Raw genomic sequence first — 18285 nt, forward strand, 5'->3', positions numbered from 1 at the left:
TGGGGGCCTCTGAGGCGCGTAGACTTGACCGCTGCGCGCTGAGCCCCCTATCTCCTCAAACAGAATAGGATGCGGCAAAGGCATGCGTGGCGTGTTACGGGGAACACCATGGACATAAAAGTCAGCGGTTCGGGACTACAACGCCAGGTGATCTTCTGGCTGCTGGTGCTTGCTGCCTTCATCGCCTTCCTGATGGTTTTCAGCTCGATCCTGCTGCCGTTCCTGGCGGGCATGGCGCTTGCCTATTTCCTCGACCCGGTCGCCGACCGCCTCGAGCGCCTCGGTCTTAGCCGGCTGATGGCGACGGTTGTGATCCTCATCGGTTTCGTGGTGATCTTTGCCCTGTCGCTGATGATCATCATTCCCGTGATCTTCACGCAAGCCGCCGATTTCATCCAGAAGATGCCGGGCTATATCACCAAGCTGCAGGAACTCTTGACCGACAGCCAGTCGACGCTGCTGCCGCAATGGCTGGCGGACCAGATGACAGCGATCAAGCAGAATTCGGCCAAACTGCTGGAGCAGGGCGCCAGCTTCCTCGGCACACTCTTCCAGCAGCTCTGGAATTCCGGCATGGCGCTGCTCGACATCCTGTCACTGTTCGTCATCACGCCTGTCGTTGCCTTCTATCTGCTGCTCGACTGGGACCGGATGGTCGACAGGGTCGACAGTTGGGTACCGCGCGATTACGTCGGCGTCGTCCGCCAGATCGCCCGCGACATGAACACGACGATTGCCGGCTTCGTTCGCGGTCAGGGTTCGCTCTGCATCATCCTTGGCCTTTACTATGGCATCGGCCTGTCGCTCGTCGGTCTCAATTTCGGCCTGCTGATTGGCCTGTTTGCCGGCATGATCAGCTTCGTCCCCTATGTCGGCTCGATGGTGGGGCTGGTGCTGGCGGTCGGCGTGGCGCTGGTGCAATTCTGGCCCGACTATCTCTGGATCGGGCTTGTCGCCGCCATCTTCTTCAGCGGCCAGTTCCTCGAAGGCAACATCCTGCAGCCCAAGCTGGTGGGAAAAAGCGTCGGCCTGCATCCGGTCTGGCTGATGTTCGCCCTTCTTGCCTTCGGCGCCCTCTTCGGTTTCGTCGGGCTGCTGGTTGCCGTTCCCGCGGCCGCTGCCATCGGCGTGCTTGTTCGCTTCGGCATCCAGCGATACCTTGATAGCGACCTCTACCATGGGCATGGGAAGGTCGCGGTGAAGAAGACAAAGGGCAATCAGCCCGGCTGATGGCAATCGGCCCGGCTGATCGTCCCCTCCTTGTCCCGAGTACAGCATGACAAAACGTCCCTTCGAACAACTGCCCTTGGCATTCGACCACGACCCGGCAACGGGTCGTGAGGATCTGCTCGTTTCCGATCGGTTGAGCGCGGCGATTGCGATCGTCGATCACTGGCCCGACTGGCCGTCGCCGGTTGTCATCATCGCCGGGCCGGTCGGCTCCGGCAAATCGCATCTTGCCAGCATCTGGAAGGAGAGGGCCGGCGCGCGAACGATCCACCCGGTCGCAGGATCAGACGCGGCGCTGATGGCTGCCCAAGGTCCTGTTCTGTTCGAGGACGCCGACCGCCAGGGTTTTGACGACACCACGCTGTTTCATGTCATCAACAGCGTGCGTGAGCATGGCACCGGTCTGTTGATGACCTCGCGGCTCTGGCCGATGTCCTGGCCGGTCGTTCTTCCCGATCTGCGCTCGCGCCTCAAGGCGGCGACTGTCGTCGAGATCGGCGAGCCTGACGACGAACTGTTGACGCAGGTGCTGATCAAGCTCTTTGCCGATCGCCAGCTTTTGATCGATGAAAGGCTCGTCGGCTATATCGTCCAGCGCATGGAGCGCTCGCTCGAGGCGGCCCAGACGATCGTCGAGCGCATCGACCGACTGGCGCTTGCCCGAGGCGTCAGGCTGACCCGGTCGCTTGCCGCCGAAGTCCTGGAAGAGCTCGGGAATCAACGCCATTCCGATTAGTACCAGGCCTCGATGATAGAAACCTATAGGATGGTCCATGGCCGACCTCTTGCGGCGTCGACGTCCTTGACCGATGCATCGAACTGTCACAGTTCTGTCGTCAAACTGTTATAGTTCCTGCCTGCGGAGAAATGGGGTCTGATCGGCAATGGATAATGCGACGTCTGCGGTGAACGAGAACAAACAGACGGCGGAGGAAATCGATCTGCTCTCCAGCCCGGAGCGCTTCATCAATCGCGAATTTTCCTGGCTGCAGTTCAATCGTCGCGTGCTTGAAGAGACGCTCAACACGGCGCATCCGCTGTTGGAGCGGGTTCGCTTCCTGTCGATCTCGGCCGCCAACCTCGACGAATTCTTCATGGTGCGCGTCGCCGGCCTCGAGGGCCAGGTGCGCCAGGGGCTGGCCATGCGGTCGCCCGATGGCAAGACGCCGGCCGAGCAGCTCGAAGACATCCTGAAGGAAATCGACAACCTGCAGATGGAGCAGCAGGCCTCGCTTGCTGTGTTGCAGCAATATCTCGCCAAGGAAGATATTCTGATCGTCCGGCCGGCGTCGCTGTCGGCGCAGGACAAGAGCTGGCTTGCCAACGAGTTCGACCAACTGATCTTTCCGGTGCTGACGCCGCTGTCGATCGATCCGGCGCATCCGTTCCCGTTCATCCCGAACCTCGGCTTCTCGATGGGCCTGCAGCTCGTCAGCAAGACCGGCCGCGAGCCGATGACGGCGCTGTTGCGCCTGCCGGTGGCGCTCGACCGCTTCATCCGTTTGCCCGATTTCAAGAACGTCATCCGCTACATCACGCTCGAAGACATGGTCAGTCAGTTCATCGACAGGCTGTTCCCGGGCTATGAGGTCAATGGTTCCGGCACGTTCCGCATCATTCGAGACAGCGACATCGAAGTCGAGGAAGAGGCGGAAGATCTGGTGCGCTTCTTTGAAACCGCGCTGAAGCGCCGGCGCCGCGGCTCGGTGATCCGCATCGAACTCGATTCGGAAATGCCTGCTTCGCTGCGCCAGTTCGTCGTTCAGGAATTGAGCGTTCCGGAAAACCGCGTCGCCGTGCTGCCCGGTCTTCTGGCATTGAACACGCTGTCGGAGATCACCAAGGCGCCGCGCGACGATCTGCGCTTCGAGCCCTATAATCCGCGCTTCCCGGAGCGCGTGCGCGAGCACGCCGGCGATTGTTTTGCCGCGATCCGCGAAAAGGACATGGTGGTCCACCACCCCTACGAATCCTTCGACGTCGTCGTGCAGTTCCTACTGCAGGCGGCTCGCGATCCGGAAGTGGTGGCGATCAAGCAGACGCTCTACCGCACCTCGAACGACAGCCCGATCGTGCGCGCGCTTGTCGACGCGGCCGAAGCGGGAAAGTCGGTGACGGCGCTGGTCGAGCTGAAGGCGCGCTTCGACGAGGAAGCCAACATCCGCTGGGCGCGTGACCTGGAGCGCGCCGGTGTGCAGGTCGTCTTCGGCTTCATCGAGCTCAAGACCCATGCCAAGATGTCGATGGTCGTGCGCCGCGAGGAGGGCCGGTTGCGCACCTATTGCCACCTCGGCACCGGCAACTATCACCCGGTCACGGCGAAGATCTACACCGACCTGTCATTCTTCACGTGCAATCCCGTCATGGCCCACGACATGGCGAACATCTTCAATTTCATCACCGGCTACGGCGAGCCGGAAGCCGGGATGAAGCTGGCGGTTTCGCCGCACACGCTGCGCCCCCGCATCCTCCAGCATGTGGAGGAGGAGATCGAGCACGCCAAGGCAGGGCGGCCGGCGGCGATCTGGATGAAGATGAACTCGCTCGTCGACCCCGAGATCATCGATGCTCTCTACAAGGCCAGCCGGGCAGGCGTCGAAATCGACCTCGTCGTGCGCGGCATCTGCTGCTTGCGGCCGCAGGTTCCGGGCCTTTCCGACAATATTCGTGTCAAGTCCATCGTCGGCAGATTCCTCGAACATTCCCGCATATTCTGCTTCGGCAACGGTCATGGTCTTCCATCGGAGAATGCGCTTGTCTATATCGGCTCGGCGGATATGATGCCGCGCAATCTGGACCGGCGGGTTGAGACGCTTGTGCCTCTCATCAACCGGACTGTGCACGAACAGGTTCTTTCGCAGATCATGCTGGGCAATCTCATCGACAACCAGCAGAGCTACGAAATTCTTCCGGACGGCACGTCTCGCCGGATGGAAGTCGGCAAGGACGCCGAGCCGTTCAACGCGCAGCATTATTTCATGACCAACCCCAGCCTCTCCGGCCGGGGTGAAGCCCTGAAGTCCAGCGCACCGAAGCTGATTGCCGGCTGGAAGAGCAGCTGGCGCAAGTAAACTGGTTTTGCATGGTCGAATCTGAAGCGCAGGGGCGTCTGCCCGGTATCCGCCCGGTTTCCGTTGTGGATATCGGCTCGAACTCCATTCGCCTTGTCGTCTACGAAGGCCTGAGCCGCGCTCCGGCCATGCTGTTCAACGAAAAGGTCATGTGCGGTCTGGGTAAGGGCATCGATGCCACCGGACGCATGGACGAAGAAAGCGTCGAGCGTGCTCTCAGGGCGCTGCATCGCTTTAACGCGCTGTCGCAGCAGGCGCGCGCGACCTCCATGTATGTCTTGGCGACAGCGGCCGCCCGCGAGGCGAGCAACGGTCCGGCCTTCATCGCCAAGGCCGAGGCCATCCTCGGTCACAAGGTGCGCATCCTCACTGGCGAAGAAGAAGCCTACTTCTCCGCCATGGGCATCGTCAGCGGCTATCATGATCCCGATGGCGTGGTCGGCGACCTCGGAGGCGGCTCGCTGGAACTCGATGAGGTCAGCGGAAAGACGATCGGCAAGGGCATCACGCTCCCACTCGGCGGTATCCGCCTCTTCGAGCACAGCGGCGGCTCGCTGCCGAGGGCCCGCACCTGGGTGCGCAAATTCATGAAAAGCACACCGGTGCTGAAAGCCGGCGCCGGCCGCACTTTCTATGCCGTCGGTGGTACGTGGCGCTCGATCGCCAAGCTGCACATGGAAATCCGGAACTATCCACTGCATATGATGCAGGGCTATGAGATTTCCTACGACGAGGCGATGGCGCTGCTACCGGAAGTGATCGAGCCGAAGAACATCAAGCCGTCGGCCTATGCGACGATCTCCAAGAGCCGTCGCAGCCTGCTTCCTTTCGGCGCGATCGTGATGCAGGAGGCGCTGTCGATCATGAAGCCGGAGCGGATTTCGTTCTCGGCGCTCGGCGTGCGCGAAGGCTATCTCTTCTCGCTCCTGAACGAGAACGAACGGGCGCAGGATCCGCTGCTGACCGCTGCCGGCGAAATCGCCATCCTGCGGGCGCGTTCGCCCGAGCATGCCCGTGAGCTTGCCGACTGGACCGGCCGCATGGTGCCGTTCTTCGGCGTCGAGGAAACCGAAGAGGAAAGCCGCTATCGCCAGGCGGCCTGCCTCCTTGCCGATATCAGCTGGCGTGCACACCCGGATTATCGCGGCCTGCAGGCGCTGAACATCATCGCCCACTCGACCTTCTCCGGCATCACCCATGCCGGGCGGGCCTATATCGCGCTTGCCAATTATTATCGCTTCGAAGGCCTGAACGATGATGGTGCGACCGGCGCCTTGACCGGGATTACCACGCCGCGGCTGCTGGAACTGGCAAAGCTGCTTGGCGGCCTTTTGCGCGTCGCCTACCTCTTCTCTGCTTCGATGCCGGGTGTGGCGAAGAACCTGACGTTCCGCAAATCGTCATTGCCGGATATCGATCTGGAGATCGTCGTGCCTGCGGCCTATTCGGAGTTTGCCGGCGAGCGCCTCGACGGGCGGCTGCAACAGCTCGGCAAGCTGACCGGCAGAAGATTGGCATTCCATTTCGAGAGCTGAACGCTTCTCGATCTCAGTTGAAGGGCGCGCGGACGGAGATCCGCGCGCCCTTTTTGTCTATTCGGCCTTCAGGAAGTCGCCGACCTCGAGCAGAACGAACTCGTTGTCGTCTGCCTTGTCGAGCGCACGGCCGGCCGAGAACGGCAGGTTGTTGTCGTTGCCGACGATGATGTGCGTGTCGTCGACGCGATCGACGTTTTCTATCGTCACGAACGGCATGTCGTAGTAGCCGTCGCCACCGCCCTGGCGCTTCTTGTTATCAGGGTCGGCGATCTTCAGAAGGTCGATGTAGCCGATCTTACGAACGGCCTTGCCGACATTGCTGTCGTCGAAGGCGATCTTGTAGACGCGCTTCACCTTCGAGCCGACGGCAAAGCAATCGGGCTTCGGGTCCTTGGGGTCGGCGCAGGCCTTGTCGAGCGTGCCGGCGCCATTGTCGCGTTCGATCACCAGAGCTGTTCTGTCGTCGAGCATGTTGAAGTCGCCGATCGCTTCCCCACCTTCGGCAAGCGGATAGAGCCAGCTGCGGCCGGTCCAGGCCTTGGTGGCGACGTCGAGCTCGATGACGCGCAGCGCCGGACGGCCATCCGCCTGTTCGACGGTTTCGCTGTCGGTCCAGATCGGGCCTTCGAGCAGGCCGTAGAGCTTGGCTCCGTCCTTCGAAAGGGCCATGCCTTCATAGCCACCGGAGCGCTTCAGGTTGAAGGCAGGCGTCTTCTTCGAGGGGTCGCCCTGCAGCGTCAGGGTCGGATTGTCGGGCGACATGACAGGTTTGCCGTCCACCGTGGTCGCGATGACGTCGGTCAGCTTGCCGTCGACGTCGAACTTCAGGATGTAGGGACCGAACTCCTCGCCGACCCAGAAGCCATCGGCGACCGGCTGGATCGATTCGACGTCGAAGTCGGCGCCTGTCAGGTAGCGCTTGTTGGAGCCCTCCATGACGATCGGGAAGGGGGCCTTGCGGTCGGGATCGGTGAGGAACAGGGTCTTCAGCGCCTCGACCTTGCCGGCGTCCCAGTCCATCTTCACGTGGTGCAGCATCAGCATGGCATCTGTCGAGTTCAGCTTGCTGCCGAAACCGTTGTCGGAAAGGCTCCAGAAGGTGCCGTCTTCCATCGCCTTGATGCCGGAAAAGCCCTGCATCGGCTGACCGTTGAAGGGCAGAGAAAGGCCTGTCGTGCGCACGCCATCCTTGCCGGGCACGGTGCCGAGCGCGTCAGCGCGCTTGCGGTCGGCGGTGGTGAATTTGCCGGATGTCTTGAGATACTCCGGAGCGTCCGACGGTGCCGCCAGGATCGTGTTTGCCGGCAGGATCGCGTGTGCCTTCAAGGTTGCTGGAAAGGCATTTTCTTCAGCCAAAGCGGCCGTCGTCATCAAAAGGGTGAGCGCCGCGGTGGCGAGAAGCGTTTTGGTCATGAAAGTCACCATGGGTTGGATGCCAGAGTACGCGAACCCGATAGGCGGCTTTGATGACGGTTGGGTGATATCTGGCTTACAGCGCTGTGAAGCTTTGATGACAGGGCATCGGCGTCAGCCGGCAAGGGCAAGCGTCGCCCATCGACCCGGCGTCACGCCGTAAGCGCGTTTGAAGTGGCGGGTGAAGTGGGCCTGGTCGGCAAAGCCGTTATCGAGCGCCGCACCCGCCAGGCTGTGGCCGGTCGCAATCATCCGACGCGCCTGCTCCAGCCGCCGCATCAAGAGATAGCGGTGCGGGCTGGTGCCGAGAACCTTGCGGAACTGGCGGGCGAGCGTGAAGCGATCAAGGCCACTGACGGATTCGAGTTCCTGTGACCCGACCGGGCGATCGAGATTGGCCCTGAGATAATCCGTCGCCTCGAACACTGCCCGTTTCGCAGATCGGCCGGCGGCCTTTGCCGTCGTGCCGGCATGGCGACACAGCCCCTCGGCGATACGCGTCAGAATGTCGTCCAGCGCCAGTTCGTCGATGCCGCAGTCAAGGTCCATGACGGCCTCGCCGATCGCTTGGCGCAGGGCCGTATCGCCTACAACGGGCGCTGCTATGAAAGGCAAGGCTGCGCCGTTGTCGCCAAGGGCCGCAATCAATCGCTCCGGCTGCAGATACATCATCCGATAGCGAAGCGTTGCTTCCGTTCCTGCGCCGCCGTCGTGCAGCTCGTCCGGATGGATGATGATGATGCTTCCCGGCGTGCTGTATCGGCTCTCGCCGCGATACTGGAAGGTTTGAATGCCGCCGAGGGTAACGCCAAGCGCGTAGGTGTCGTGGCGATGCGGCTCGAAGACCTTGCCGTGCAGCCGCGCCTCGATCCGCTCGATGCCGTCCACAGGTGCTGCGACGCGGATGCCATCGCCCGGTGATCCGCACAATCGTTCAAGATCGATACCCGCGTCTTCGGTTAAGGCCTCTCCGGGCACGCCCTGATGTCCTGAAATGGAGAAACCCGTCATGTTCGACACCAAGTTTGCGATCGTGTTGCGCGAGGATCTGGCCACCTGGCAGAAGCTGAACGTCACCGCATTTCTGGCCACCGGCATCGCCGGACAGAAGCCGGCAATCATCGGTGAAGTCTACCGCGATGGCGCCGGCAACGTCTACAACGCACTGAGCGTTCAACCGATCATCGTGTTATCGGCAGATGGTGCGACGCTCGGCAACATTCAACGCCGCGCGATCGAAAGGCAAATACAAACGTCTGTCTATGTTGATGCCATGTTCTCGACCGGTCACGACAGTGCCAACCGCGCCGCCTTCGCTGAAACCAGTCCCGGCGACGCGAAGGTTGCCGGCATTGCCGTTCATGCCGACAAGAAGCTGGTCGACAAGATCACCAAGGGGGCGAAGCTACACGGGTGAAGGCTGGCTGGCCAGCTGCGGCGTCGGCGTACCCCCGGCGCGGAGCGCCAGCACGCCGAGCTTCTGCCCGCGTCCCTTGACGGCGTGCTCACCGAGATCCTCGGCACGCACATAATGAGGCAGCCGCATCTTGCGGGCGAGGTCGGCGGAAATGAGGACCTGATGGTTCAGCGTCTTGCAGAAGCCTTCAAGCCGGGCCGTCGTGTTCACCGTGTCGCCGAAATAGGTGATCTTGTGGCGGTCGAGGCCGATTTCAGCCGCGACGATGGTCCCCCCATGGAGAGCCGCACGCAGGCGCGGAACCTCGCCGAATTCCTTCTGCCAGCGGTGCGCGTCCGCGTCGATCATCTCCAGAATGTCGAAGACGCAATGGATACAAGCTGCGTTGTTTGTGGCCCGGTCGAAGGGCCAGGTGATGACTGCGGCGTCTCCCACATAGTCGTCGATCGACCCGCGATAGCGCAGGACCGGATCTGCGATCGTCGCGAACAGCTTGCCGAGGTATTCCTGCATCCGCAGGTCGCCGTTGCGCTCGGCATAGGAGGTCGAGCCGGCGAGATCGATGAATAGGAACACGCGCTCTTCCTGGATCGGCCTGCGGTAGCGCCCAGTCAGCAGGCTTAGGAAGACGTCGCGCCCGAGCAGTTCACGGACCCTGAGGATGAAGACGAGCGAGCCCGAGATGGCTAATGCAAAGAGCAGAACCGTCTTGGACGGCACCATCGCCTCCATCCAGTGATCGTTCATCACGCCGCTCATCCCCATGATCAGACCGGCGGCCGCGTAACCGATATCGAGCAGCACGAAATAGATCGCGAGCGAGGCGACGAAGAAGACCGGTGTTGAGAAGGCATGGATCCGTCGATTGAGGCGCCGGAAAATGATGCGTCGCTCGAATGCAATGATCGGCGTGCACATGAACAGTGCATAGGTCGCGCCGATCAGCCAACCCGTCCCATAGACAATCCCCGCGTAGACGGCACCGGCCGCTGCGACGACCAGCAGCAGGAGAAGTCCTTCGAAAGTGGAGAAACGCCAGCGCATGCGGAAAGGCCTCGAAACCCGATAGCGGAAGAAGGGGCACGTCGGCCAACGTCGTTGTACCGTGTCGCGTCAGCGCGCCGATTCGCGGTCGTTTGATTGCGAATCGGCCTTGCTAAGGGGCCTTGGCTAGAGCCGGATTCGGGCGGAAAGTTGTTGCCGCCCGATCGTTTTCAGTCGCCGATTTCCATCGCTTCGATCTTCTTGTCGACGAAGCGCAGAGCCACTTCGCCGTTGATCAATTTCAGTGCCGTATCGCCGAACAACTCACGCCGCCAGCCCTTGAGCGCGCCGACATCGGCCTTCTCGCCCTCGGCGGCGATCTTGTCGAGATCGTCGCTGTTGGCGATGATCTTGGCAGCCACGCCCTGTTTCTCGGCGATCAGCTTCAGCAGCACCTTGAGCATTTCAGTGGCAGCGGCAGCACCTTCGGGTGTGTGGTTCTGTCGCGGCAACCGGGGCAGGTCGGTCTTGGGAATGGCAAGCGCTTCGTTGACCGCCTCGGTCAGCGCAGCGCCGGCGCTTGAGCGCTCCCAGCCCTTCGGAATGGTTCGCAGTCGCGCCAGTGCCTCGGAATCCTTCGGCTGCTGTTGCGCCACTTCATAGATGGCATCGTCCTTGAGGATGCGCCCGCGGGGAACGTTGCGATTGCGCGCCTCACGCTCACGCCAGGCCGCAACCTTCTGCAGAACGGCGAGTTCGATCGGCTTCTTGACACGCATCTTCAGGCGCTGCCAGGCGTCATCAGGGTGCAGGTCGTAGGTATCTTGCGCTTCGAGAATGGCCATCTCTTCCGAAAGCCACAGCGAACGGCCTTCGCGTTCGAGCTGTGCATTCAGATGCTGGTAGATGTCCCGCAAATGCGTGACATCGGCGAGCGCGTAATCCAGCTGTTTCTCGGTCAGCGGCCGGCGGCTCCAGTCGGTGAAGCGCGAGGACTTATCGATCTGCTCGCCCTTGATGCGGTTGACGAGCTGGTCGTAGGAGACGCTGTCGCCGAAACCGCAAACCATGGCGGCGACCTGGGTGTCGAAAATCGGGTGCGGGATCAGGTTGCCGAGATGGAAAATGATTTCGATATCCTGGCGTGCGGCATGGAACACCTTGATCACATCAGGGTTGGCCATCAGCGCGAAGAATGGCGCGAGGTCGATGCCCTTTGCCATCGGATCGACGATGACGGCCATATCCGGGTTCGCCATCTGGATGAGGCAAAGCTCCGGCCAGAAGGTGGTCTCACGCAGGAATTCCGTGTCGATCGTAATATAACTTGAGCGGGCCAGCTGCTGGCAGGCGGCCTCTAGATCTGCGGTTGTTTCAATCATCGGATTTAAATCACTGTGGCAAAAATGCGGCTAGGTTTTTCGTGTAGCCCTTCGTGCCATCCGTCACAATCGAAATTCTCAGACCACCTTGAAATAACCGGTCATGCCGGTCTTCTGATGCTCGATGATGTGGCAATGGAACACCCAGTCGCCAAGATTGTCGGCAACAAGCGCGACCTCCGCCTGTTCGTCGGGCAAAAGCAGGATGGTGTCGGTCGGCGGCGGCAGGAATGTCCGCTTGTTCGAGCTTAGAATGCGGAAGCTCATGCCGTGCAGATGGATCGGATGGGCGTGGGGCGTCCGGTTGGCGATCTGCAGCACATAGCTCTTGCCGAGCTTCAACTCCTCGATCGCCGCGATCGGATCGGGCGTGTCGCCCGGCCACGGCACCTTGTTGATCGCCCAGAAGGTGTAGCCGAGCGAGCCGCAGATCGAGGGTGCCGCCTTGTGTTCGGCGGTGGCCGTCAGGTCGATAGGAATGCGCGTGGCAACAGACAGGTCCGCCTCGGCGATCGGATTGGCGGGCAGGGTTGCGACATCGCGGATGTCGCGCTTCAGGGACGGTCCTGTCGCGCGGAAGCTTGCGATCGTCCAGGGATGCGAGCCGCGCAGATTGCCGAGTTTTATGGTGGTGCCTTCGCTGTCGGGCATTCTGACCACGAGATCGATGCGTTGGCCGGGGCCGACGTCGTAGCGGTCGAGCGGGAAGGGCTTGTCGACTGGGTTGGCGTCCAGCGCGACGACCATGGCGTCGGCGCCCTCCAGTCCGAGCGTATAGATCCGCGTCACATCGGTCGCCGCGATCCGGACGCGCACGAGGCCGCCGGCAGGCGCGTCGTAGCTCGGCTCCTGCTGCCAGTTTGCGGTGCGCACCGTGCCGTAGGTGCCGCCGCGCGCCGCGTCCCTCGGCTTGAACGGGTCGATGAAGGCGCCGCCCTTGCCGAGCCGCCAGTCGCGCAGGTTCAAGACGATCTCGGCGTCGAACACAGGATCGTCAGGGTTCTCGACGACGATGACGCCGGTCAGTCCGCGACCCATCTGGGTCAGCGTGTTGCAGTGCGGGTGGTACCAGAACGTGCCGGCGTCCGGCGGCGTGAAGACGTAGTCGAAGGGATCGCCCGGATAGACATAAGGCTGGGTCATCTCGGGCACCCCATCCATGGCGTTGGGGATGCGAAGCCCGTGCCAGTGCACGGTTGTCGGTTCGTCGAGGCCATTGATCAGTCGCGCGGCATAGGGCTCGCCCATGCGCATCCGCAGGCCCGGCGGCATGCCGTTATTGGCGGCGTCCCCGAGCCCATAGGTCATGACCTTGGGCGTAACGCCGTCTGCGGCGATCTGCGCCTCGATCAGTTGCGCCGTGAGGATCTGCGGATCGGGCGCAGCACCAGCGCGTGCAGCCATGCCCGCGCCGAACGCGAAGGCGCCACCCAAAGCGGCGGAGCCCTGGAGAAACGTGCGGCGGCTGATCAGGGACATTCTGGCAATCTCGGCAACTGGTTAGGACGACAGATCAGGTTCTAAACCTGATCGTCGCAATCAGCAATTCGCCCGCGCAGGCGCATCTTGCCGCAGGGGGTCAGTCGTCCTTGCGCGGTTGGTTGCCGCCTGCGAGCTTGTTGAAGAAGGACGAGGTCCGCAGCAGGTTGCGGAAGGGCATGGCACGCGCTTCCGTCGGCACGCCGCTGCGGGCCGTCATGCGCCTGATTGTATAGAGCATGAAGAGGAAGAGGATGGCGGCGGTATAGATGAACAGCGCCTGCGGGCCAAAGATTTCGAGCAGGAAGGAGGCGAACAGCGGGCCGATGATCGCACCGAGCGACCAGAAGAACAGCATGCCCGCGGAGACAAGCGCATGCTGGCCTTCCGCCGCGTGGTCGTTGGCATGAGCCGAGCAAAGCGAATAGAGCGGCATCGCGAAAGCGCCGAACAGGAAGATACCGGCGAAATTCAGCCACTCGTCGTTGCCGGCGCCAAAGGCAAGGAAAAGGCCGGCGAGCAGCGACCCGAAGGTGGCAATCAGGATGATCAGGCGCCGGTCGATCTGGTCGGAGTAGTGGCCGAGCGGATATTGCAAGACGACGCCGCCGATAATGCCGGCGCTCATGAAGGTGGCGATCGCCGTCACCGACAGGCCGATGCCCTGAGCATAGATCGGGCCAAGCGACCGGAAGGCTGCGTTGGTGAGGCCGACCACGATGCAGCCGACGGTCGCAAGCGGCGAGATATTCCACAGCGCCTTGACGTCGAAGCGGATCGCTTCCGGCGCCACCGGGCTCGACCGGTCGGCAAAGGAAATCGGCACGAGTGACAGGGTCAATGCCATCGAGATGATCGCGAAGAGTTCGAAGCCGCCGATCCCGATGCCGGGAATGATGTATTGGGCCGCGGTGACCGAGCCGAGATCGACCAGGCGATAGACGGACAGCGTCCGCGCGCGATTGGTATTGGTGACGCTGGCGTTCAGCCAGCTCTCGACGGTGGCGAAAAGACAGGCGAAGGCGATACCGGCGACCAGCCGCATCAGGAACCACATGAACGGGTTGATGACGAGCACCATGGCGATCGCCGCCGCCGATGCGATTGCTGCCATCGCCGAGAAAGTGCGGATATGGCCGATCGACCGCAGGATGCGTGTGACATAGACGCAGCCAAGCGCGAAGCCGATATTGTAGCCGGCGCCGATGACGCCGATCAGCGATGTCGAGAAGCCTTCTTCGAGCGCCCTGAGCGAGATGAACGTGCCTTGCAGTCCGTTGCCGCCGATGAGGATGCCTGCGGTGACAAGAAGCGGAATGAGCGGACGAATTTGCGACATGGGGCAGGCGACTTCCGAATGGTGTTCGCGAGTCGGGATGGAGGCGGACACAATATGTGTAGCGGCGCATTCAGACGGCGCACAGTCGCGAATTGTGACGATAACCGTTCTTTTCACGCCGTTTGGCCAAAGCCTTGTCTTCCGTCTGTGAACAGGGGCGAATTTGTCCGTCGTCGCCGGCGCTTCCCGAAGGGAACGCAGAGGTCTCGGCTTGACAAAGCCGGCGCATCATGCGCTTTTCCGCCCGATTTTGATCATGTTGCCGCGCGCCGTTTCGGCCTGCGCGGCGCTTTGCAATTCCGGGATAACACGATGCACCGCTACCGCAGCCACACCTGTGCCGCCCTCCGCAAGTCGGATGTCGGCTCCACCGTTCGCCTCTCCGGCTGGGTCCACCGCGTCCGCGACCATGGCGGCCTGCTCTTCATCGACCTGCGCGACCACTACGGCATCACCCAGGTCGTCGCCGATCCCGACAGCCCTGCGTTCAAGGCGGCCGAAACCGTTCGCGGCGAATGGGTCGTGCGCATCGACGGCCTCGTCAAGGCCCGCATGGACGACACCGTCAATAAGGGCATGCCGACGGGTGAAATCGAACTCTACGCCCAGGAGATCGAAGTTCTCTCGGCCGCCAAGGAACTGCCGCTGCCGGTTTTCGGCGAGCCGGACTACCCGGAAGACGTACGCCTGAAGTACCGCTTCCTCGACCTGCGCCGCGACACGCTGCACAAGAACATCGTCAAGCGGACGCAGATCATCTCGTCGATGCGCCGCCATATGGGCGAAGTCGGCTTCACCGAATACACCACCCCGATCCTGACGGCGTCGTCGCCGGAAGGCGCGCGCGACTTCCTCGTTCCGTCGCGCATCCATCCCGGCAGCTTCTACGCCCTGCCGCAGGCGCCGCAGCAGTACAAGCAGCTCCTGATGGTTGCCGGTTTCGACCGCTACTTCCAGATCGCGCCTTGCTTCCGCGATGAAGACCCGCGCGCCGACCGTCTGCCGGGCGAATTCTACCAGCTCGACCTCGAAATGAGCTTCGTCGAGCAGGAAGACGTCTGGACGACGATGGAGCCTGTCATCCGCGACATCTTCGTCGAGTTTGCCGACGGCAAGCCGGTCACGGAAAAGTTCCCGCGCATCCCTTACGACACCGCGATCCGCAAGTACGGCTCCGACAAGCCGGACCTGCGCAACCCGATCGAGATGCAGGCTGTGACCGAGCACTTTGCCGGTTCCGGCTTCAAGGTCTTCGCCAACATGATCGCTTCGAACCCGAAGGTCGAAGTCTGGGCAATTCCGGCCAAGACCGGTGGTTCGCGTGCGTTCTGCGACCGCATGAACGCCTGGGCTCAGAGCCAGGGCCAGCCGGGTCTCGGCTACATCTTCTGGCGCAAGGAAGGTGAGAAGCTCGAAGGCGCCGGCCCGCTTGCCAAGAACATCGGCGAGGAACGCACCGACGCGATCCGCACGCAGCTTGGCCTCGATGACGGCGATGCCTGCTTCTTCGTCGCCGGCGATCCCGCCAAATTCTACAAGTTCGCAGGCGAAGCCCGCACGCGGGCAGGCGAGGAACTCAACCTCGTCGACCGTGACCGCTTTGAATTCTGCTGGATCGTCGATTTCCCGTTCTACGAATGGCTGGAAGACGAAAAGAAGATCGACTTCGCCCACAACCCCTTCTCGATGCCGCAGGGTGGCCTCGAAGCGCTGAACAGCGAAGATCCGCTGTCGCTCAAGGCCTACCAGTACGACATGGTCTGCAACGGCTTCGAGATCGCGTCCGGCTCGATCCGTAACCAGTTGCCGGAAGTCATGGTCAAGGCGTTCGAGCTGACCGGTAAGTCGCAGCAGGAAGTGGAAGAGCAGTTCGGTGGTCTCTACCGTGCGTTCCAGTACGGCGCGCCTCCGCACGGCGGCATGGCCTTCGGCATCGACCGCGTCGTCATGCTGCTCGTCGGCGCCAAGAACCTCCGCGAGATCTCGATCTTCCCGATGAACCAGCAGGCCGTCGACCTCTTGATGGGCGCACCGTCCGAAGCGACACCGGCACAGCTGCGCGAACTGGCGCTCCGCCCGATCCCGCAGAAAAAGGACTAAGGTCCAGACGGACTGAGAAATAGAAGACCCGGCCGTGATGCTCACAGCCGGGTCTTTTCATTTAGGGCATAGCCCCCAGGCGCTTAACGTTTGGCGTAGATGGCGTCGCGCACATCGCGGGTAAATTGGCCCCACATGCCTTCGAACGCCGTGTTGGTTAGCACCACGACGGTGATGTTTTCGACCGGGTCGACGAACCAGTCGTGTCCATAGGCGCCGCCCCATTGGATCGTGCCCTTTGAGTGCGGTGTGCCGGCCGCGGCGGGATCGACAAGCACGGCCCAGCCGTAGCCGAAGCCCCAGCGCGGACCCTGCGTTCCCGCCTTGGGGCCGGTCTGGTCCTGCATCATGGTTCTGACCGTTTTCGGTGAGAGCAGGGGGCCGCCGCCCTTGCGGCTCGCTTCCAGGAACGTCAGCCGATCGTTCGAAGAAGGCGAATTGCGGGAGCACACGGATGCGGGCGGGCTTGCTCGTTTTATCGGCGCCATCCTGCAGGCAATGACGGTGCAGGCGCAGGACGGAGCCGGAAAGGCGGAGCTGTTGCCGATTGGCGAATTTGCCGTTGCCGAGGTCGCACGTCACTGCCGGGCTGCGGCCTGAGTTCGCCGCTGTCCCGCTCCTCGGCCTGAGCTGGCCGGTCCGCAACCTATGGCGCTTGGCGCTGCTTCTCAGAAGTCCATGCCCTGGCCGTTGGGCGATTGTGCGGCGCCATCCTTCTTCGGCTTCTCGGCGATCATCGCTTCGGTGGTGACCAGAAGACCGGCAACGGAGGCGGCGTCCTGAAGTGCCGCGCGCACCACCTTGGCCGGATCGATAACGCCCATCTTGAAGAGATCGCCGTATTCGCCCGTCTGTGCATTCCAGCCATAGGCGAAGTCGGTTTTCTCACGCAGCTTGCCGACGATGATCGAACCTTCGGCGCCGGCATTCTCGGCAATCTGGCGCACCGGCATCTCCACTGCGCGCCGGACGATCTCGATGCCGACCCGCTGGTCCTGGTTTGCAACCTTGATGTCGTCCAAAGCGCCGACCACCCGAAGCAGGGCGACGCCGCCGCCCGGCAGGATGCCCTCTTCGACGGCCGCGCGGGTGGCATGCAACGCGTCGTCCACCCGATCCTTCTTTTCCTTCACCTCCAGCTCGCTGGAGCCGCCGACCCGGATAACGGCCACGCCGCCTGAGAGCTTGGCAAGCCGTTCCTGCAGCTTTTCCCGATCGTAGTCGGAGGTTGTTTCCTCGATCTGCGCCTTGATCTGGCTGACGCGGCCGCCGATGTCGGCCTTGCTACCGGCACCGTCGACGATGGTGGTGTTTTCCTTCTCAATCATCACCCGTTTGGCCCGGCCGAGCGTTTCGAGCGTGACATTCTCAAGCTTGATGCCGACGTCTTCCGAAACGACTGTGCCGCCGGTCAGCACCGCGATATCCTCGAGGATCGCCTTGCGCCGGTCACCGAAACCCGGCGCCTTGACGGCAGCGATCTTGAGGCCGCCACGCAGCTTGTTGACGACAAGCGTTGCCAAAGCCTCACCTTCGACATCCTCTGCAATGATGAGCAGCGGGCGGCTCGCCTGGATCACCGATTCGAGGATCGGGATCATCGCCTGCAGGTTGGAAAGCTTCTTTTCGTAGATGAGGATGTAGGGATCTTCGAATTCGACCCGCATCTTCTGCTGGTCGGTGATGAAATAGGGCGAGAGATAGCCTCGATCGAACTGCATGCCCTCGACGATCTCGAGCTCGATCTCGGCAGTCTTGGCCTCTTCTACCGTGATGACACCTTCATTGCCGACCTTTTCCATTGCCTCGGCGAGATATCGGCCTATCTCGGCGTCGCCGTTGGCAGATATGGTGCCGACCTGCGCGATCTCCTCGTTGTTGGCGATCTTGCGGGCGCGGACCTTGAGTTCAGTGACGATCGCGTCCACGGCGAGGTCAATGCCGCGCTTCAGGTCCATCGGATTCATGCCGGAAGCTATCGCCTTGACGCCTTCCTTGACGATCGCCTGCGCGAGCACGGTTGCCGTCGTCGTTCCGTCGCCAGCCACATCACTGGTGCGCGATGCCACCTCGCGCAGCATCTGCGCGCCCATGTTTTCGAACTTGTCTTCGAGTTCGATTTCCTTGGCGACGGAAACGCCGTCCTTGGTGATCCGCGGAGCGCCATAGGACTTTTCGATAACAACGTTTCGTCCCTTCGGTCCGAGCGTCACTTTCACGGCATTGGCAAGGATATCGACGCCGCGCAGCATGCGGTCGCGCGCGTCGCTACTGAACTTGACTTCCTTGGCTGTCATTGTCGGCCTCCCTCAGCACGAAACTCGCAGTCACG

Annotated in this window: 15 protein-coding genes; 7 read left to right on the top strand and 8 right to left on the bottom strand. The window is 62.1% G+C overall.

Annotated elements, in window-relative coordinates; translation table 11 throughout:
- The first annotated feature begins 108 nt into the window (after positions 1–108).
- The 4 genes from HT585_RS05920 to ppx all read left to right on the top strand — a co-directional run bounded on the left by HT585_RS05920 (position 109) and on the right by ppx (position 5836).
- Positions 109–1230 (top strand): AI-2E family transporter, encoded by a 1122-nt coding sequence (locus HT585_RS05920; protein ID WP_176352016.1) that lies wholly within the window; start codon positions 109–111, stop codon positions 1228–1230.
- A gap of 46 nt (positions 1231–1276) precedes the next feature.
- Entirely contained in the window at positions 1277–1966 is a 690-nt protein-coding gene (gene hdaA / locus HT585_RS05925; RefSeq protein WP_176352017.1) for a DnaA regulatory inactivator HdaA, read from the top strand.
- 148 nt (positions 1967–2114) lie between these two features.
- Entirely contained in the window at positions 2115–4301 is a 2187-nt protein-coding gene (locus HT585_RS05930; RefSeq protein ID WP_176352018.1) for an RNA degradosome polyphosphate kinase, read from the top strand.
- A gap of 11 nt (positions 4302–4312) precedes the next feature.
- Positions 4313–5836, top strand: coding sequence for an exopolyphosphatase (gene ppx, locus HT585_RS05935; RefSeq protein ID WP_176352019.1), 1524 nt, complete (start codon positions 4313–4315; stop codon positions 5834–5836).
- Between the two features lie 57 nt (positions 5837–5893).
- On the opposite strand, the gene HT585_RS05940 is transcribed toward ppx, so the two are convergent.
- Positions 5894–7252, bottom strand: a complete 1359-nt coding sequence (locus HT585_RS05940; protein ID WP_176352020.1) for an esterase-like activity of phytase family protein — start codon at positions 7250–7252, stop codon at positions 5894–5896.
- A gap of 114 nt (positions 7253–7366) precedes the next feature.
- A complete protein-coding gene (locus HT585_RS05945; RefSeq protein WP_176352021.1) occupies positions 7367–8263 on the bottom strand; it encodes an AraC family transcriptional regulator in 897 nt (298 codons plus the stop codon).
- Here HT585_RS05945 and HT585_RS05950 point away from each other — a divergent pair.
- Positions 8262–8669 carry a DUF2000 family protein gene (locus HT585_RS05950; protein WP_176352022.1) on the top strand — a complete coding sequence of 136 codons (408 nt, stop codon included), beginning with the start codon at positions 8262–8264 and terminating at the stop codon, positions 8667–8669. The genes HT585_RS05945 and HT585_RS05950 overlap by 2 nt on opposite strands.
- Here the strand turns inward: HT585_RS05950 and HT585_RS05955 are convergent.
- The 4 genes from HT585_RS05955 to HT585_RS05970 form a co-directional block, all read right to left on the bottom strand.
- On the bottom strand, positions 8658–9713 hold the full coding sequence (locus tag HT585_RS05955; RefSeq protein WP_176352023.1) for an adenylate/guanylate cyclase domain-containing protein: 1056 nt from the start codon (positions 9711–9713) through the stop codon (positions 8658–8660). The genes HT585_RS05950 and HT585_RS05955 overlap by 12 nt on opposite strands.
- 170 nt (positions 9714–9883) lie before the next feature.
- Positions 9884–11035 carry a ribonuclease D gene (gene rnd / locus HT585_RS05960; protein WP_077498586.1) on the bottom strand — a complete coding sequence of 384 codons (1152 nt, stop codon included), beginning with the start codon at positions 11033–11035 and terminating at the stop codon, positions 9884–9886.
- Positions 11036–11113: 78 nt separating this feature from the next.
- Positions 11114–12514, bottom strand: a complete 1401-nt coding sequence (locus HT585_RS05965; protein ID WP_176352024.1) for a multicopper oxidase family protein — start codon at positions 12512–12514, stop codon at positions 11114–11116.
- A 100-nt stretch (positions 12515–12614) separates the two neighbouring features.
- Positions 12615–13853: an MFS transporter gene (locus HT585_RS05970; protein ID WP_176352025.1), complete on the bottom strand. Its 1239-nt coding sequence runs from the start codon at positions 13851–13853 to the stop codon at positions 12615–12617.
- Between the two features lie 312 nt (positions 13854–14165).
- Between HT585_RS05970 and aspS the strand changes: the two genes are divergently transcribed.
- Complete coding sequence (aspS, locus tag HT585_RS05975; RefSeq protein ID WP_176352026.1) at positions 14166–15953, top strand: aspartate--tRNA ligase; 1788 nt, start codon at positions 14166–14168, stop codon at positions 15951–15953.
- A gap of 83 nt (positions 15954–16036) precedes the next feature.
- Here aspS and HT585_RS05980 read toward each other — a convergent pair whose 3' ends face one another.
- Positions 16037–16405, bottom strand: coding sequence for a serine hydrolase (locus HT585_RS05980; protein ID WP_343213934.1), 369 nt, complete (start codon positions 16403–16405; stop codon positions 16037–16039).
- Between HT585_RS05980 and HT585_RS31675 the strand changes: the two genes are divergently transcribed.
- The gene (locus HT585_RS31675) at positions 16302–16553 is read left to right on the top strand and encodes a hypothetical protein (protein ID WP_246707595.1); all 252 of its coding nucleotides are present in this window, start codon (positions 16302–16304) and stop codon (positions 16551–16553) included. The two genes, HT585_RS05980 and HT585_RS31675, sit on opposite strands and share 104 nt — an antisense overlap.
- Positions 16554–16621: 68 nt before the next feature.
- Here the strand turns inward: HT585_RS31675 and groL are convergent, their stop codons facing one another.
- Entirely contained in the window at positions 16622–18250 is a 1629-nt protein-coding gene (gene groL / locus HT585_RS05985; protein WP_176352028.1) for a chaperonin GroEL, read from the bottom strand.
- Between the last annotated feature and the right edge of the window lie 35 nt (positions 18251–18285).

The sequence above is a fragment of the Ensifer oleiphilus genome, from assembly GCF_013371465.1.
Classification (GTDB): Bacteria; Pseudomonadota; Alphaproteobacteria; order Rhizobiales; family Rhizobiaceae; genus Ensifer; species Ensifer oleiphilus.